Source organism: Antricoccus suffuscus (genome assembly GCF_003003235.1).
Classification (GTDB): Bacteria; Actinomycetota; Actinomycetes; order Mycobacteriales; family Antricoccaceae; genus Antricoccus; species Antricoccus suffuscus.
The window spans coordinates 482,990-499,366 of sequence record NZ_PVUE01000001.1 but is presented as its reverse complement, the minus strand read 5'-3'; the positions used below and the strand labels follow the sequence as shown (position 1 = coordinate 499,366).

At 66.0% G+C, this 16,377-nt stretch carries 15 protein-coding genes; 7 read left to right on the top strand and 8 right to left on the bottom strand.

Annotated elements, in window-relative coordinates; all coding sequences use genetic code 11:
• Positions 1-18 precede the first annotated feature (18 nt).
• The 4 genes from CLV47_RS02395 to CLV47_RS02380 all read left to right on the top strand — a co-directional run bounded on the left by CLV47_RS02395 (position 19) and on the right by CLV47_RS02380 (position 4,360).
• Positions 19-1,515 carry a CoA-acylating methylmalonate-semialdehyde dehydrogenase gene (locus CLV47_RS02395; protein WP_106347379.1) on the top strand — a complete coding sequence of 499 codons (1,497 nt, stop codon included), beginning with the start codon at positions 19-21 and terminating at the stop codon, positions 1,513-1,515.
• A 102-nt stretch (positions 1,516-1,617) separates the two neighbouring features.
• Complete coding sequence (locus CLV47_RS02390) at positions 1,618-2,010, top strand: PaaI family thioesterase (RefSeq protein ID WP_106347378.1); 393 nt, start codon at positions 1,618-1,620, stop codon at positions 2,008-2,010.
• A 132-nt stretch (positions 2,011-2,142) separates the two neighbouring features.
• On the top strand, positions 2,143-3,597 hold the full coding sequence (locus CLV47_RS02385; RefSeq protein WP_106347377.1) for a plasmid pRiA4b ORF-3 family protein: 1,455 nt from the start codon (positions 2,143-2,145) through the stop codon (positions 3,595-3,597).
• 121 nt (positions 3,598-3,718) lie between these two features.
• Complete coding sequence (locus tag CLV47_RS02380; RefSeq protein WP_170110929.1) at positions 3,719-4,360, top strand: NAD(P)-dependent oxidoreductase; 642 nt, start codon at positions 3,719-3,721, stop codon at positions 4,358-4,360.
• Positions 4,361-4,471: 111 nt separating this feature from the next.
• On the opposite strand, the gene CLV47_RS02375 is transcribed toward CLV47_RS02380, so the two are convergent.
• On the bottom strand, positions 4,472-4,693 hold the full coding sequence (locus CLV47_RS02375) for a PIN domain-containing protein (RefSeq protein WP_106347375.1): 222 nt from the start codon (positions 4,691-4,693) through the stop codon (positions 4,472-4,474).
• A 54-nt stretch (positions 4,694-4,747) separates the two neighbouring features.
• On the opposite strand from CLV47_RS02375, the gene CLV47_RS02370 reads away from it, so the two are divergent.
• Positions 4,748-5,815, top strand: a complete 1,068-nt coding sequence (locus tag CLV47_RS02370) for an ABC transporter substrate-binding protein (RefSeq protein WP_106347374.1) — start codon at positions 4,748-4,750, stop codon at positions 5,813-5,815.
• A 104-nt stretch (positions 5,816-5,919) separates the two neighbouring features.
• Here CLV47_RS02370 and CLV47_RS02365 read toward each other — a convergent pair whose 3' ends face one another.
• From CLV47_RS02365 to CLV47_RS02335, 7 genes are all read right to left on the bottom strand, one after another.
• Complete coding sequence (locus tag CLV47_RS02365; protein ID WP_106347373.1) at positions 5,920-6,411, bottom strand: (2Fe-2S)-binding protein; 492 nt, start codon at positions 6,409-6,411, stop codon at positions 5,920-5,922.
• 8 nt (positions 6,412-6,419) lie between these two features.
• The gene (locus CLV47_RS02360; RefSeq protein ID WP_106347372.1) at positions 6,420-7,244 is read right to left on the bottom strand and encodes an FAD binding domain-containing protein; all 825 of its coding nucleotides are present in this window, start codon (positions 7,242-7,244) and stop codon (positions 6,420-6,422) included.
• On the bottom strand, positions 7,241-9,580 hold the full coding sequence (locus tag CLV47_RS02355; protein ID WP_106347371.1) for a xanthine dehydrogenase family protein molybdopterin-binding subunit: 2,340 nt from the start codon (positions 9,578-9,580) through the stop codon (positions 7,241-7,243). Before CLV47_RS02355 ends, CLV47_RS02360 begins: the two co-directional genes overlap by 4 nt.
• Positions 9,580-10,347, bottom strand: coding sequence for an SDR family NAD(P)-dependent oxidoreductase (locus CLV47_RS02350; protein ID WP_106347370.1), 768 nt, complete (start codon positions 10,345-10,347; stop codon positions 9,580-9,582). Before CLV47_RS02350 ends, CLV47_RS02355 begins: the two co-directional genes overlap by 1 nt.
• A gap of 16 nt (positions 10,348-10,363) precedes the next feature.
• Positions 10,364-11,158, bottom strand: coding sequence for an MBL fold metallo-hydrolase (locus CLV47_RS02345; RefSeq protein WP_106347369.1), 795 nt, complete (start codon positions 11,156-11,158; stop codon positions 10,364-10,366).
• Positions 11,155-12,684: a class I adenylate-forming enzyme family protein gene (locus CLV47_RS02340; RefSeq protein ID WP_106347368.1), complete on the bottom strand. Its 1,530-nt coding sequence runs from the start codon at positions 12,682-12,684 to the stop codon at positions 11,155-11,157. The genes CLV47_RS02345 and CLV47_RS02340 overlap by 4 nt, the downstream gene beginning before the upstream one ends.
• Before the next feature lie 251 nt (positions 12,685-12,935).
• A complete protein-coding gene (locus CLV47_RS02335) occupies positions 12,936-13,583 on the bottom strand; it encodes a TetR/AcrR family transcriptional regulator (protein WP_106347367.1) in 648 nt (215 codons plus the stop codon).
• Positions 13,584-13,714: 131 nt separating this feature from the next.
• Between CLV47_RS02335 and CLV47_RS02330 the strand changes: the two genes are divergently transcribed.
• Both CLV47_RS02330 and CLV47_RS02325 read left to right on the top strand, forming a co-directional pair.
• Positions 13,715-14,200 (top strand): MarR family winged helix-turn-helix transcriptional regulator, encoded by a 486-nt coding sequence (locus tag CLV47_RS02330; RefSeq protein WP_106347366.1) that lies wholly within the window; start codon positions 13,715-13,717, stop codon positions 14,198-14,200.
• An 88-nt stretch (positions 14,201-14,288) separates the two neighbouring features.
• Positions 14,289-16,304 carry a chloride channel protein gene (locus CLV47_RS02325; protein ID WP_202862332.1) on the top strand — a complete coding sequence of 672 codons (2,016 nt, stop codon included), beginning with the start codon at positions 14,289-14,291 and terminating at the stop codon, positions 16,302-16,304.
• The last annotated feature ends 73 nt before the right edge of the window (positions 16,305-16,377 follow it).

Sequence of the window (16,377 nt, the reverse complement as noted above, 5' to 3'; positions counted from 1 at the left end):
GAGCGTCGAGGAGTCACAGTGAATACACCAATCGTGCGGCATTTCGTGGGCGGATCCGAATGGGGCACGGAGTCGCCCGAGCGGACCGGCGAGGTCTTCAATCCGGCGACCGGCGAGGTGACCAAGCATGTCGCGTTCGCCTCGACCGACGAAGTCGGCGAAGTCGTCGCCCAGGCCGCCGAGGCCGGGAAGAAGTGGGCGGCGACGTCGATCACCAACCGCACAGCGGTGCTGTTCAAATTCCGCGAGATCCTCAATGCCCGCGCCGACGACATCGCCGCGGTCATCACCTCTGAACACGGCAAAGTGCTCTCCGACGCGCGCGGCGAAGTGATCCGCGGGCTCGAGGTCGCCGAGTTCGCGTGCGGCATACCGAACCTCCTCAAAGGCGGCTACTCTTCCGGCGTATCGACCGGCATCGACGTCTATTCACTACGCCAGCCCCTCGGCGTCAGCGCGATCATCTCCCCGTTCAACTTCCCGGCGATGGTCCCGCTGTGGTTCGTACCGATCGCGATCGGCTGCGGCAACGCCGTCGTACTCAAACCGTCCGAAAAGGACCCGTCTGCCGCCAACCTGATCGCCGAGGCGTGGCGCGACGCGGGCCTGCCCGACGGCGTGTTCAACGTCGTACACGGCGACAAAGAAGCCGTCGACGCGCTACTGACCCACCCGGACGTCGCGTCCGTCTCGTTCGTCGGCTCGACCCCGATCGCCCGCTACGTCTACGAAACCGGTACGGCGCAGGGCAAACGCGTGCAAGCTCTCGGCGGCGCCAAGAACCACATGCTGGTCCTGCCGGACGCAGACCTCGACCTCGCCGCGGATGCCGCGATCAACGCCGGGTTCGGCTCGGCCGGCGAGCGCTGCATGGCGATCTCGGCACTGGTCGCCGTCGAGCCGGTCGCCGACGAGCTCATCATCAAGATCAAGGAGCGGATGAGCGCGCTCACCACCGGCGACGGAACCAAAGGCACGGACATGGGGCCGCTGGTCACCGGTGCACACCGCGACAAGGTGGCGTCGTACGTCGACTCCGGGATCGAGTCCGGCGCCGACCTCGTCGTCGACGGGCGCGGCGGCAAGGTGGACGGCGCGGACGGCGGTTTCTGGCTGTCCCCGACGCTCTTCGATCGTGTGACGCCGGAGATGGACATCTATAAAGACGAGATCTTCGGGCCGGTCCTCTCAGTGATCCGGGTGGCGTCGTACGACGAAGGCCTGGCGCTGATCAACGACAACCCGTACGGCAACGGCACCGCGATCTTCACCAATGACGGCGGCGCCGCGCGGCGGTTCCAAAACGACGTCACGGTCGGGATGATCGGCATCAACGTGCCGATCCCGGTGCCGGTCTCCTATTACTCCTTCGGCGGCTGGAAGGACTCGCTGTTCGGAGACACTCACGCGCACGGCACCGAGGGCGTGCACTTCTTCACCCGCGGCAAGGTCGTCACCAGCCGGTGGCTCGACCCGAGTCACGGCGGCATCAACCTCGGCTTCCCACAGAACTAACCGAAGTACGTCGCGGCCTTCTCGATGTAGGCACAGTCAGGTCCTAGTCCCGAACAGCTAGCATGGCGCAAGCGCCACCACGGCAAACTCGGGAGCAAACGAATGCAACGGTCCGTCGTCGACAATCCTCTGTCGAAGCTGCTTGGGCTTACCGAGCCGGAGTTTGTTGACGGCCGGGTGGTGGCCACTTTTGCCGTCCGGGACGAGCACACCAACTCGGGAGGAATGGTCCACGGCGGCGTACTGCTCACGCTCGCCGACAGCACGGCCACGCATGCCGCGAACCTCGCAAACTGCGATGAATCCGGGAATGGGCCACGGATGATCACCCTCGGGCTCAACGCCTCGATGTTGGGAAACCAACGTGGTGGTGAGCTCAGAGTGGAGTCAACTATTGTGCGGGCGGGACGTCGACTCACGGTCGTCCAGACACAGATTTTGGGGAACGACGACAAGCTGCTTGTCGAGGTGTCGAGCACTCATCTGCCGGCCTGACCTGCCCGATAACTGTCGGCGGCACACCAGCCCTCCGAGTTACCGACAGCGGTTTCGGACTCCACGAGTACGACGTACTACAGCCCTCCCCAAGTCGCGGTGTTCGTAATGAGCAATGGTTGACTGGCGACCATGTCGAATACTGAGGACGTACGACGACTCGCCGAGCAGCTCGCCGCGGAGTCGACCCCGGAGCAGCAACAGGCACTCTTGCGTATCCTCGCCGACCGCGCGAAGGCGTCGATCGATGCTGCGCTGGTCACACCGGAACCAGCGCTCGGCGATGCGCCTGCCGACGTTCGTGGCTTTAAGGTCCGGTTAGACCTGGTCGACACCAAGCCGCCAGTGTGGCGGCGGCTTGAGCTACCCGGCGACCTGACCCTCGACCAGTTGCACCTCGCGATCCAAGCCGCGATGGGATGGTTCGACAGTCACCTGCACCGCTTCCGAACGGGAAGCGACCGGCGCTCGCCGTACTTCGTCACGCCCTTCGACATCGACGACGGCGAGGACGGCGTACTCGAAGACCGCGTCCGGCTCGATCAGGTCCTCAGCGCCAAGGGCGACCGGCTTTGGTACGAGTACGACTTCGGCGACGGCTGGGACCACGTGCTCGCCGTCGAGGAAGTCACCGACGAGCCGCCAGTCGAGGTGCGCTGCGTGGCCGGACGGCTGGCATGCCCACCCGAGGACTGCGGCGGTACCTGGGGCTACGCGGAGTTGGCAGCGTGGGTGCGCAGCGGATACGACCCGTCGGCACTCCCTCCTACTTTTGAGGACGCCGGCCATGCCCACGACTGGCTCCCCGCCGACTGGGACCCCGACCAGTTCGACGTCGACGAGGCCAACGCAGCACTCGCAACAACGTTCGCGCCGCCAGTCCCGGTGGCCGAGGAGTTGGCCGCGCTGCGCGAACGACTCATCCGCGGCGGCGACCGCAGACTCACACAACTACTGGCACGCGACGTAACCACCGACGAGGTCGAGGCAACTGACGCCGCCCGCCTGACCGCACCGTACATGGCGCTCCTCGACGTCATCGACGACGGAGCACGGCTGACCAACGCCGGCTACCTGCCGCCCAGAATGGTCGAGGAGGTAGCCCAACGAACCGGTATTACCGACTGGTGGATCGGCAAGGCAAACCGTGAGGATCTCACTCCGCCCATCGCGATCCTTCGCGACAGCGCTCGTGCGCTCGGGCTGGTGAGCGTCCGCAAGGGCACGTTGGCGCCGACCGCGGTCGCCCGGCGGTGCCGCGCACAGCCGGGCGCGCTATTGCGGCACATCGCGTCGCGGCTGCCGATCGGCAAAGCCGAGTTTGACCGACAAGCGGGGTGGCTCGCGCTCGCCGTCGTCGGCGGTGGGGTGCCGGCCGAGCAGTGGCGGGACGAGATCAGGGATCTGCTGCTGGAACTTGGCTGGCGCGTATCAGGCAGTTTGCGACCCGACTACGTACCGGCTGGCAGTCCCACACTCGACGTCCTTGAAACTCTCTTCGGCAACACCCGACGCAGCCTGCTCACCGGCGTAGACCCCGCCGTCGCCGCCGTCGCCCGGTCCGTGGTGGCCTCGCGCAACGGCTGACCGGTCTGCGGCTACCTGCCGGCTGGCACGGCCGCGATTCGACCACGTCAACGCGTGCCCACCACCGCCGCCGCTTGCCGGCTATATCGTTAGCTCATCAGCTACACGAGGAGGTGCGCTGATGACGCAACTGGTTATCTTTGGAGGCACCGGGTACGCCGGGGGCAATATCGCGCGTGAAGCGCTCCGACGGCAACACACGGTCACGTCGTACTCACGCCACGCACCCACAAACCCGGTCGACGGCGTGGACTACCGGATCGGGTCCGTGACGGATCCCGATACCGTGCGGCAGGCTGCCGCCGACGCCGATCAGCTCGTCATCGCATTGCGCGCCATCGACATCGACGGCGGCCTGGCATCGCACGTTCGCGGGCTTGAGCAGGCCGCGATCCAGCATCACGCGCGACTGTCGTTCGTCGGGGGCGCCGGCTCCTCACTCGTGGCACCGGACGGACCGCGGCTGGTAGACACGCCGGACTTCCACGACGATTGGAAACCCGAAGCGCTCGCCCACGCGCAGGTCCTGGATGCGCTGCAACAAGCACCGACCGAGCTCGACTGGTTCTACGTCAGCCCCGCGGCCCTATTCGGCGCCGTCGCTCCCGGCGAGACCACCGGCTCCTACCGGATCGGCGGCGACCAGCTGGTGACCAAGGACGACGGCTCCTCGGAAATTTCCGGTACCGACTTCGCCCTCGCCTACGTGGACGAGATTGAACGGCAGGCACACCTCCGACAGCGATTCACCGTCGGCCACTAACATCGCCGCCGGTCACCGATCTGCAACGGCGCATCAACCTCGACTTCTCCTAGTAATTGCGGGCAGTACCTCGCCACCCACGCGGGGCGAGGTTGGCCGCATCCGGCGGGCTCAGGCCCATACCGCCTGCCGTGGATAGGCTGCCAGAATGCGCGCGTCCTTGGTGACCAGCACATCCTTCGCAGCAATTGCCTGGGCAGTGATGATCCGATCGAACGGATCACGGGTGAAGGTCACCCGATCGGCCGCGTCGATCACCGTGCTGAACGTTTGAGAGTCCTCCGCGAGCCCGACTGCCCTCGCTAACGTACGTGCGACGGCCAAGGCCAACACTTAGGTTAGGCTACGCTAAATAGCTACTAATCACTTCGACCCGTTGAAGGGCCTATGAACATCACCTATCCGGGACGCCGCACGACTTCCGTCGTCGCGCGCGTCCTCACCGCGGTCGCCGCACTCGCATTCTTAGGAGGCGCCCTCGCCGGTTGCAGTAGCGCCTCGGGCGAGGAAAAAACCAACCCCAACTACACGACCGAGGCGACCGACAGTTTCCCCGTCACCGTCGAGCACAAGTTCGGCCAGACCAAGATCGACGCCGAGCCGCAGCGCGTGGTCGTCGTGGGTCTGACCGAGCAGGACATCCTGCTTGAGCTCGGAGTCACGCCGATCGCCACCACCGAGTGGTACGGCGACCAACCATACGCGGTCTGGCCGTGGGCCACAGACCTGCTCGGCGACGCCAAACCAGCCGTCCTCGACCAGACCGACGGCCTACAGTACGAGAAGATCGCGGCACTGAAACCCGACCTCATCATCGGCACCAACGCCGGACTCACGAAAGAGACCTATCAAGAGCTGTCGAAGATCGCCCCGACAGTCACGAGCATCAAGGGTTCGGAGGAGTACTTCTCGAACTGGCGGGACCAGACCCGGCAGGTAGCGGCCGCCGTCGGACGCTCGGACGCCGGCGACAAACTGATCGCCGGCGTGGAATCGGCGTACACCGACGCGGCCGCCGCGCACCCGGAATTCAAAGGTCTAACCGCCACCTTCTCGCAGGGCACGCCGTACGAAGGCAACCTCTGGGTGTATCCGGACGGCATCAATACCGACTTCTTGACCGACCTCGGTTTCAACATGACGCAGGGCCTCGAGACCTACGCCCCCACTGCAGGCTCTCAGGCTCAGATCTCCGCCGAGAACATCGGCCTTATCGATGCCGACGTGATCGTCTTCGCCACCGAGTCACCTGAGGGCATCGGCGACCTGCTCAAATTCGGGACTGTCTCCAGCCTGAGCGCGGTCACCGGCAACCACGCGATCTTCACCGACGCCGAACTGGCCGGCGCGATCTACTTCCTCACGCCGCTGAGCCAGAAGTACGTGCTCGAACACCTCGTCCCCCGGCTGGTCGACGCAGTTAGCGGCGTCGCCCCGCAAAGCACCGAGGGCTAACGCGACTCGCGAGGCCGTTGCTTGTGTCGTGAACTGTGCACTTGTGTTACCGAGGTCGGTGACACAAGTGCACAGTCGGTGATACAGGCTGTCGGGTCAGACTGCTATCGAACCGCGGCTTGGCTGCTCATTGTCGCCGCGGCGGACTCGATGGCATCGACGATCGTCTGATAACCGGTGCACCGGCAGATGTTCCCCGACATCTCCTCGCGGATCCGGTCCCGCGTGAGGTCCGTTTCGGTCTCGATCAGGTGCAGCGCGCTCATCAGCATCCCCGGCGTACAGAAGCCGCACTGCAGACCGTGGTGCGTCACGAACGCCTCCTGCAGTGGGTGCAGCACCTCGCCGTCGGGCCCGGCGGCGGCGAGTCCTTCGACCGTGCTCACCGACGTACCGTCGGCCTGGACCGCGAGCATCAGGCAACTGCGCACCGGCTGCCCGTCGACGATGACCGTGCAAGCTCCGCACACGCCGTGTTCACAGCCAACGTGTGTGCCGGTCAGCCCGCACTCCTCCCGCAACGCGTCCACGAGCGTTAGCCGCGGCTCGACGTCGAGGCCGTACGCCGCATCGTTGACGGTGAATTGAGTCCGCATGCCGGCTCCTAAGAGGCTTTCGCTGTCGAGAACTGAGTGAGCGCCCGCCGTACCATCTCGCGGGTGATGTCGCGGCGGAACTCGACCGAGCCGTGCAGGTCGGCGGTCGGGTTGATTTGATCGGCAGCGGCCGCGGCCGCCCGGTCGATCGCTGCGGGGCCTCCCGCGCCGTACTCTTGCTCAGCGGCAAACGCGCGCTCGGGCACGCCACCGACACCGCCGAGTACGACGCGCAGCTCCCCGTCGACCTCTGCCGCCGCAGCGAGCACGATCGCGAAGTCGCCGTGCCTGCGGGCAAACTCGGCAAAGCCCCACCGCTCAGCGATCTTGAAGTCGACGGCGGTGATCATCTCGTTTTCCTCGAGCGCGGTCGTCATCGCGCCCTGGAAGAGCTGCTCAACCGCCAACGTGCGCGTCGATGCAGGACCGGTGATGTGCACCGTCGCGTCCAGCGCAGTAGCCAATACCGGCAGCTCCGCGGACGAGTCGGCGTGCGCGATACTCCCCGCGCAGGTGCCGCGGCTGCGGATCGCGGTGTGCCCGATCCACCGGGCGCCGGAGGCTAGCAGCGGATGCTGCCGCTGTTCGACGAGCTGATAGTGCCGCACGAGGGCCCCGACGCGAGTGGTCCCATCGGCGAGCTGTTCCAGCCCCGACAGTCCGTCGATCCGGTTGATGTCGACGACCACGCTTGGCTGCGCCATCCGCAGCGCGAGGACGGGCACGAAACTCTGCCCACCGGCCAGGATTTTGCTGTCCTCATTGGCATCCAGGACCGCGACGGCCTCGGCGACGCTGGCCGCGCGTACGTAGTCGAACTTCGGCGGCTTCACGACGCCACCTCCGTACGCCGGCGCGCCATCTCGCGCACTCTGGCCGGATCGACCGGCAGGTCCTCGACCAGGATGCCGAGCGCGTCGCCCACGGCACCGGCCAGTACGGCGTTCGGTCCCAGGGTGCCGCCTTCGCCCACTCCGCGGACGCCGGTCGGGTTGTCGGGCGGCCGCGAGATGTGCCCGATGGTGATGTCCGGTATGTCTGCGGTGGTGGGCATCAGGTAGTCCATCAGTGTCCCGGTCGTCAGGTTGCCGGCGTCGTCGTACACGAGGTGCTCGAGCATCGCGCCGCCAAGACCCTGCGCGATAGCTCCGGCGATCTGGCCGTCGACGACCTGCGGATGCACCACCTTGCCAGCATCCTCGACGCATACGTAGTCGAGAATTCGCAGCGCCCCGGTCCGGGTGTCGACCTCGACGACGCCGACCTGTACGCCGGCGGCGAAGGCGCCCCGGATCGGATCGTAAAACTTCATCGCCTCCAAGCCAGGCTCAAATCCGTCGGGCAGCCGGTTGGACTCGAGGTAGGCAACGCGGGCCACCTCGGCGAGGCTGATCAGCGGCTGTGGTTCGCCCTTTACTTCGATCACGCCGTCACGCAAGATCAGGTCGGCCACGTCAATCTCCTTGAGCGCCGCGGCAAGCTTCAATGCCCTGTCCCGCACCGCTTCGCCGGCCAAGTGCGCGGCGCCGCCGCCGATGACCGCCTGGCGCGATGAGAATGCGCCGAACCCCCACAGCGACTCGTTGGTGTCTCCGATGCGTACGTCGACGTCGTCGTACGAGACCCCGACCGCGTCCGCGACGACCTGCGCCATCGTCGTCTCGAGCGCCTGCCCTTGCGAGCTGACGCCGCTGAAGACGGTCACGCGGCCGTCGGGGTTGATCCGCACGGTGCACGCGTCGTGACCGGTGCGAAACGGCATCCGAGGACCCGCCGACGCGGCCCGGCCCAGTCCGGTGAGCTCGTTGTAGCAGGCGACCCCGATCCCGATCGGCGCATCTCCCGTCGTACGCCGATGCTCTTGTTCGGCGCGCCACTTGGGATAGTCGATGAGCGTGAGCGCCTTGTCCATGCATTCGTTGTAGTGCCCCGACTCGTCGACGAGCCGGGACGGCATTTTGTAGGGAACGTCGCCTGGTCCGATCAAGTTGCGCCGCCGGATCTCGATCGGGTCGATGCCGAGCCGTCGCGCGGCGTCGTCCATGATCGACTCCATCGCAAAGACACTCGCCGGCCGCGCGACTCCACGATACGGTCCCGACGGCGAGGTGTTGGTCGTGACGCCGCGAACTTCGCATCTATAGTTGGCAAGTTTGTAGGGACCGGTAAGCAAGCCTCCCGCCATGAGTGGCTCGATCCCCGCCGTCCATGGATAGACCGAATACGCGCCCACGTTGCAGGTGATGTCGGCGTCGAGCCCGATCAGTACGCCGTCGGCGGCGAAGCCGGCCTTCAGTAGGTAGCGATGCTCCCGGGCGTGCGTTGCAGAAGCGAGATGCTCGATGCGGTCCTCGAGCCACTTCACCGGTACGCCGGGCATCTGCTGCGCGATCAGGCACAGCGCGACGTCTTCTGGGTAAATGACCGACTTCGTGCCGAACCCGCCGCCCACGTCCGGGGCGATCACTCGCACGTTACCCTCGGACAGGCCCAGCAGTTCGGCGATGATGTTGCGGACAAGGAACGGCACCTGGGTGCCGGACCAAAACGTCAGCGTGCGATCGGCGGCGTCCCACAGCGCGACCCCGGCCCGGCACTCCATCGGGTTGCCCGCGTGCCGGTTGGTGGTGAGCTCACGGTCCACGACGACGGCGGCACCACCCATGGCCTCCTCCACGTCACCGGCCTCGAACCTCCTGTGCAGCAGGACGTTATCGGGTGCGTCGTTGTGGATCACGCTTGTCGGTTCGCGCCAGGCGCAGACATTCGCCTCCAACGGTTCGAACTCGACGTCGATCATCTCGAGGCCGTCCTCGGCCCGGTAGCGGTTGGAGGCAACGACGGCCGCGATCGCCTCCCCTGCGAAGCGGACCTTGTCCCACGCGAGGATCGGCTGCTCGGTCTCGACGTACGACGGCAGCGCCGACTGCGCCCGCAGCACCACATTCTTGAAGGTGTCCTGCGCCCCAGTGAATACCCGGTATCCGTCGGCGCGGCTGGTGTCGATCCCGGTGATCTGCGCGTGGCCCATCGGACTGCGCAAGAACGCGACATGCTGCATTCGCGGCAGTTGCAAATCGGAGACGAACCGGCCGTGGCCGGTGATCAGCCGGCCGTCCTCCTTGCGGCGGACGCTCTTTCCGACGCTGCCGGCACTACCGACGGACATCAGGACTGCATCGAGTAGCCGCCGTTGACCGACAGCACCTGCCCGGTGGTCCACGACGAGAGGGGCGAGGCCAGCAGCAGGATCGTCGGCGTGACGTCGTCGGGCTTGCCGAGGCGGCGCAACGGATACATCGACAGGATCTTCTTCATCCGCTCGTCCTCCTTCGACCCGACGTGCTGGTCGAAATTGTCCGTACGCACCAAAGCAATGGACACGGCGTTGGCCCGGATTTGGTGGCGCGCAAGCTCTTTGGCGAGAGACTTGGTCAGGCCGACAGTCGTCGATCGGGTCGTCGCGGTCACCAGCAGACCGGACTCGCCGACCCGGCCGGAGTCTCCCATCAGGCTGACGATGGAGCCACCGCCGTTGGCGATCATCTTCTTCACGACTGCCTGGGTCATCCGCAGGGTGCCCATGATCGTGACGTCGGCCTGTCGGGCCCACTCTTCGGGGGTCGTGTCGACGAACTTGCCGGTGCCGGTCACCGCCGAGTTGTTGACCAGTACGTCGATGGGGCCGAGCTCGGACTCCGCCGTGTCGACGGCCTTTTGGACGGCTGCGTCGTCGCGGATGTCCGCTCCCACCGCGACGGCCTGGCCTCCGGCGGCCTTGATCCCGGCCACGGCTTCCTCTGCACCTGCTCCTGAGGAGTTGTAGTGGAAGGCGACCTTGGCCCCTTCTGCGGCGAACGCCTCACCGATCGCGCGGCCGAGCCCTTGGCCCGATCCGCTCACGAATACGGTCTTTCCGGCAAGCTGCAAGTCCATAGTGTTTCTCTCTCGTCTAAATCGCGGTCCAGCGGCGGCCGCTGGAGGTGGTCACGACCCGGCCGAAGGCCAGGCCGGGGAAATGTGCCGGGGCGACGAGGGTGTCGGTGTCGAGGACCTCGTCGGCGATCGTGTTGCGTACGGCGCTCGCCGCCGTGGGATCTACGTCAAACACCGCTTCCCAGTCCGGCTCGGCGAGCTCGACGACCGAGTGCACGACATCGCCAAGCATCAATGCGCGCGCGGCGCCGCTGGACACGACGTACACCGTCGAGCCGGGCGTGTGGCCAGGCGCCGGCCGTGCGTCGAGACCTGGTGCGATCGTGTGCTCGGAGTCAAATAGGTCGAGCTGGTTCTTGAGCGGTGTCAGCTTTTTGACGGCGCCCGGTAAGGCGTCCGGCGCCTCGACGAAATGGTCCCAGTCGGCGCGATGAGCCCTATACGTCGCGTTGGGAAACACCACCGCGCCCCGCGAGGTCGTCCAGCCGACGTGGTCAAAGTGCAGGTGCGTCAGTACGACGTCGGTGACCTGATCCGGCTGCACGCCGGCCGCGGCGAGACTGTCGAGGAAACCGCCCCCGACGTACTGGCCGTTGTCGATGCGGCCCACGCCGGCGTCGATCAAGATGGTCCGGTCGCCGGTACGCAGCAGGAACCCGCCGAGGTCGAAATGCAGCGCGCCGTCCGCGTCGAGCACGTCCGGATGGCATGCCCACGGGTCTTCGACGCCGGGGCGGCTTAGTATCTCGCGGCCTTGTTCGGTGGCCGTGCCATCGGAGATGGGAATGATGTCGAGATCACCGATCTTCATCCTTCGAGCCTTTCTTGGAGTTTGAAACGCAGGACCTTGCCGGAGCCGGTGCGCGGTATCGCGTCGATGACGACGTACTCGCTCGGTACTTTGACCGCGGCGAGCCGGGTCGCACAATGCGCCTTGAGCGCGTCGATGTCGAGGCCGTCGCCGGCCGGGACGATGAACGCGACGGGCACTTCACCGAGCGCTTCATGTGGACGCGAGACGACGGCCGCATCGGCGACCGAGTCATGCAGCATCAGCGCGGCCTCCACTTCGGCCGGATAGATGTTTTCGCCACCTCGAATGATGAGTTCCTTGATCCGGCCGCTGATCGTCAGAAAACCGTCCTCATCACGCTGCGCGAGATCTCCGGTGTGGTACCAACCACCGGCGAACGCCGCGGCCGTGGCCTCCGAGAGCTGGTGGTAGCCGGGCGCGACATGCGGACCCTGCACCCAAATCTCGCCCTCGGCTCCGGGTGCCGCGTCTTCGCCGGTCGCAGGATCGATCAGCCGGACCGTCGAACCGGGTAACGGGAGCCCGCATGAACCCATTTTGCGGGTGCCGGTCGGCCAGTTCATGGTCACCATGGTCGAAGTCTCGGTGATGCCGTAACCGTCAAGAAGCGGTATGTGGAAGGCACTCTCGAACTTCTCGTTCAGCGCAGCGGGCATGATGGCGCCGGCCGAAATGCACATTCGCAGCGCCTTCGGGGTCAGCCCGCGATCGCCGGCGGCCTGCAGCAAGTAGTTGAACATCGTCGGCACGCCAGGCAGGAATGTGATGTCCTCGGACTCGAGGTAGCCGATAACTTGGTCGGGACTGAACTTGCGCATGATTCGCTCGGTGGCCCCAACCGCCAGCACCCCGGTCACGGACATCACGAGCGCGTATGAATGAAATAGCGGTAGCGGGGAGAGTATGTAGTCGTCCGCGCACAGCCCGAGAATCGGCGCCCAGCAGGCGGCCGCGATCCACAGGCAGCCGCGCTGCGTGAGGTAGACGCCTTTAGGCCGGCCCGTCGTACCGGAGGTGTAAAGCATGAATGAGACGTCGTCCAGGCTCAGGCTGTCGCGAGCCGGTGGTACGTCGGTCGCCTTCGCGAGGTCTTCAAACTGCAGTACGTCGTCGGCGTCGCCGTCAACCACCACGATCCGCACGTCATCGGGCGGGGCCAAGGCCCGAACGACACTTAGGTGGTCCTGGTCGGTGAAGACGATCCGCGCCTGGCTGTCGCTGAGGATGTGCTCGATCTCCGCGGCCGCAGAGCCGGGGTTCGCGCAGACCGCAACGAGCCCCGCACGTGGTAGTGCCAGATACGCCTCGACGACTTCGACGCAGTTGTCCATGTATATAAGGGCTCTTTCACCCGTTTCGATGCCCAGCGCCTGCAGGCTTCCCGCGAGGCGGCCGGTGCGCAGGATGAGGTCGGCATACGTCGCCTCACGCCGCTCGTCCCTAAATGCAACCCGACTCGGAGCCGCCGCCGCATGTCTCTTGAGCAGAGCGTCGATCGGTTGGATCAGCTCGGTGTGGATCACTCCAACCTCCTCAGCCCGTGTCCTGCCGCTAACTAACGATAATTAGTGACTGTATTGCGCTGCGCCATTTTCGGCAAGGGCCGATCCCTACGAACCGGAATTTGGGAGTCTTCCGAGCGACGATGGCCACTGGGAGGAGTCGACTCGCAGCGGTTGGCCTCGTGATGGTGGTCTATTTAGAGACCGAGAAGCGATAGCGGCACGACAGCGATTCCATCGGGTCGACGGTAGGCGTGACCTCCCGTAGTGAGCTACGACGCGCCATCCGAACACGCGGAGAGGGCCGACCTCACGCCGACGATGCGCAGGGCGAATTCGCCGTGCTGGCGCGCGATCTCCTCGGCCGAAACCGGCCCATCAGGGTCGAACCATCGCGCGATGCTGACACACATCTCGAGGATCGCGAACGCCGCGACGGTAGCGTTCTCCACGTCGAAGCGGCCGGACTCGACGCCCTTCTGGATTAGCTCGCGGAAATCGTCGGCATGTTTGCGACGTTTCGCGTAGACCGCGGCGCGAACCGGTTCGTCGATGGCTGTTGCGTCGCGATTGACGATGACCGCCTCGCGCGGATGCGTCGCATGGCGGAGAGCGTAGGTATAGGTGGCCGCACTGAGCCGCTCCCCGACATCCTCGACGCCGTCAACCGCGGCGTCGTACTCGGCAAGCACGCGGTCGGTGGTGTCTTGCAGTATCGCAACGAGCAAGTCCTGCTTGGATGCCATGTGGTTGTAGAGGCTCGGCGTCTGAATGTCGAGCGCCTTCGCGATCTGACTCAGCGCCGTACCGTGGTAGCCCCGCTCGGCGAACAACGTCAATGCGGCCTCCCGCACGGCAGTCGGACTCACCGCGGCACGCCCGCCGACGACTGGCTGACGCTGCGGTGACTTCGCGGCCATTATCTCCTCCACACACACGAGCGTTAGTTAACGCGACTTTATCCGCCCGCGAGAGACTAGCGACGGCTAAGAGCACATTGCATTGAATTCGGTGTACAACAGTTGCAATAGGCAAACACAAGGGAGCGGCTATGGTTGGATCTCCCAAACCCGCCTCCCGCTCGAGCGACGACGTCGTGGACGAGGTGTTGACCGCGACCAGGGCGCTGATTGGATTGAGCACCCGGTCGCTGGGTGCGCTGGCCGAGGACCTTTCGGCGGCGCAGTATCGGGCCCTAGTGGTACTTGCCGCGCGAGGGCCTCAGCGCATTGCGGATCTCGCCGATCATCTTCAGGTCAGCCCGTCGTCCGCCGGGCGTATGTGCGACCGGCTGGTCCGTAAGGGGTTCGTACGACGGCACCGCTCCCGCACCGACCGCCGCATCGTGATGGTCTCGCTCGATCGCGAGGGACGCCGCGCGCTGGACGAAGCCACCGCCGCCCGACGGGTGATGATCAGCGACGCGCTGTCGACATTATCGGTCGAACAGCAGCGGGCCGCGGCGGCGGGATTGCGGGCGCTGTCGCGGGCGCTGGGAGAGATACCCGACCACGACTGGCCGGCCACCCCGTCCTAGCGGGCTCGCTCAGCGCGGCGCGAAAACACGACAGGATCGGACGGCGACAAGCGAGGGGCAGAGCGCGTTTACACGCGCCGGGTGCGCGATGACAGAACCAGCGACAACTGCGAGACGACGTACGACGCCGTGGTGGTCGCAGATGCGCGCGAGGGCTAGCACCGCGGCCGGCTGGATGCGGGGCAACCGGTTGGGCTTGCTACTCACGGCGGCGCTGGTCGGGGTCGGCGCCGGGCTAGGGGCGGTGGCGTTTCGCTACCTGATCTTCGGATTCACCTGGCTGGCTTCGGGGCACAGCACGTTCGGTCAGCAGGGCCGGGTCGACAGCGCCCACCTGCCGTGGCTGGGTTGGGGCGTCTTCGTGGTGATGCCGGTGCTCGGCGGCCTTCTGTACGGTCCGCTGATTTACCGCTTCGCCCGAGAGGCGCGCGGGCACGGCGTACCCGAGGTGATGATTGCGGTGGCCGAGAACGGTGGCCGGATCCGCCCTCAGGTCAGCGTTGTCAAAGCCCTCGCGTCTGCACTATGCATCGGCACCGGCGGATCGGTAGGTCGCGAGGGACCGATCGTGCAGATCGGCTCGGCACTCGCCTCCGCCGTGGGTCAGTGGATGCGGATGCCGGAAAACCGGCTGCGGGTGCTCGTCGCCTGCGGCGCGGCCGGCGGAATCTCCGCGACGTTCAACGCCCCGATCACCGGCGTGTTCTTCGGGGTGGAACTGATTCTGCGGGAACTGTCGATCAACGCGATCCTCCCCGTGATGCTCTCGGCCATGCTCGCCGACGTGATTTCGCGGTTGTTTTTCGGTTCTGGCGCCTTCTTCACCGGGCTGCCGCACGATCTGGTGCTGGGCCACGCCTATAACTATCTGCTGGTCGCGGTCCTTGCCGTGGTCGCCGCGCTGATCGGTCTGGCGTTCTCCAAGATGCTCTACGGGATCGAAGACGTCTGCGACCGACTCTGGCGGAATCGCCCAGAGTGGGCCCGCCCGGCGGTCGGTGGCGTCGTGTTAGGCCTGCTCCTACTGGCGTTACCCCAGTTGTACGGCGTCGGCTATCCGGTGATGTATCGCGCCACTGCCGGCGACTACACCCTGTGGTTCCTGATCGTGCTCACGTTCGGCAAGATGGTCGCGACCGGCCTGACCATTGGCATCGGCGGATCCGGCGGCGTATTCGGGCCATCCCTGATCATCGGCGCGACCTCCGGCATGGCCTTCGGCGAGATCGTTGACCACGTGTTCGGGACCTCCGCAGGCCAGCCGGCCCTGTATGCGATCGTGGGCATGGGCGCGGTGTTCGCAGCCGCTGCGCGCGGCCCGCTGACCGCATTGGCCAGCGTGGTCGAGACGACTGGAGATTTCACGCTCACCCTGCCGGTGATGCTCGCCGTGGCTATTTCCACCACGATTTCGCGCGTGCTGTCGCACGGCACCATCTACACCACGAAGTTGATCCGCCGCGGCACCGACATCGACCGGCCGACCGCCCGTCATGTCTTCGACGCACTGACCGTCGCGGACGCCGTACATCCTTTCCCTGCACCGATCGACACCGCCCGCACCACGGACGCGGCCGGCCGAGACAGCAACGCCGCCCTGGAGCGGCTGCTCGGGCCGGTGACGCACACCCGGGAGCCGCAGGCCCTGTTTGCCAACGACAGCCTCGCCCAAGCGCTCCGGCAGCTTGTCCTCTATGGCCGCGACGGACTACCGGTGCTGTCTACAGACGGACAACACCTGGACGGATGGGTCAATAACCAGAATGTGCTGCGGACGGTCGCCCGCCGCCTGGCCGCGGACGAGCCCGACATCGCTGCGGCACAACGCTCCGCCGAATGGGCCGACCCACATGCCGGTGACGCCGAGCACGATCGCGGTACCCAGCTGGCGGGATACAAAATTGTCGAACATACCCTCGCTGCGGACACTCCCGCATCCGGTCGCGCGCTGAGCGAGATCGCGTGGCCACCCGGGCATCTGCCGGTGTCGGTTCTGCACCAGCGGCGGCTGGTCGCCCCCGACCCTCGCCTGCGGCTATCTGCCGGCGACCGCATCAGCGTGCTCACCCCGATCGAACCTGGCGAGCATGATCGGGCAGATTAGGCCCCTCAGCACTTGGGGTCTGCGTGCTCCTTGTCGCAGGTTTCTGCTGCTCGGGTACGCCGGGACATGCGCG

Coding starts and splice junctions, on each gene's coding strand:
- CLV47_RS02390 (WP_106347378.1), top strand. CDS start 1,618: ATGCAACGGTCCGTCGTCGACAATCCTCTGTCGAAGCTGCTTGGGCTT.
- CLV47_RS02385 (WP_106347377.1), top strand. CDS start 2,143: ATGTCGAATACTGAGGACGTACGACGACTCGCCGAGCAGCTCGCCGCG.
- CLV47_RS02380 (WP_170110929.1), top strand. CDS start 3,719: ATGACGCAACTGGTTATCTTTGGAGGCACCGGGTACGCCGGGGGCAAT.
- CLV47_RS02370 (WP_106347374.1), top strand. CDS start 4,748: ATGAACATCACCTATCCGGGACGCCGCACGACTTCCGTCGTCGCGCGC.
- CLV47_RS02365 (WP_106347373.1), bottom strand. CDS start 6,411: ATGCGGACTCAATTCACCGTCAACGATGCGGCGTACGGCCTCGACGTC.
- CLV47_RS02355 (WP_106347371.1), bottom strand. CDS start 9,580: ATGTCCGTCGGTAGTGCCGGCAGCGTCGGAAAGAGCGTCCGCCGCAAG.
- CLV47_RS02350 (WP_106347370.1), bottom strand. CDS start 10,347: ATGGACTTGCAGCTTGCCGGAAAGACCGTATTCGTGAGCGGATCGGGC.
- CLV47_RS02345 (WP_106347369.1), bottom strand. CDS start 11,158: ATGAAGATCGGTGATCTCGACATCATTCCCATCTCCGATGGCACGGCC.
- CLV47_RS02335 (WP_106347367.1), bottom strand. CDS start 13,583: ATGGCCGCGAAGTCACCGCAGCGTCAGCCAGTCGTCGGCGGGCGTGCC.
- CLV47_RS02330 (WP_106347366.1), top strand. CDS start 13,715: ATGGTTGGATCTCCCAAACCCGCCTCCCGCTCGAGCGACGACGTCGTG.
- CLV47_RS02325 (WP_202862332.1), top strand. CDS start 14,289: ATGACAGAACCAGCGACAACTGCGAGACGACGTACGACGCCGTGGTGG.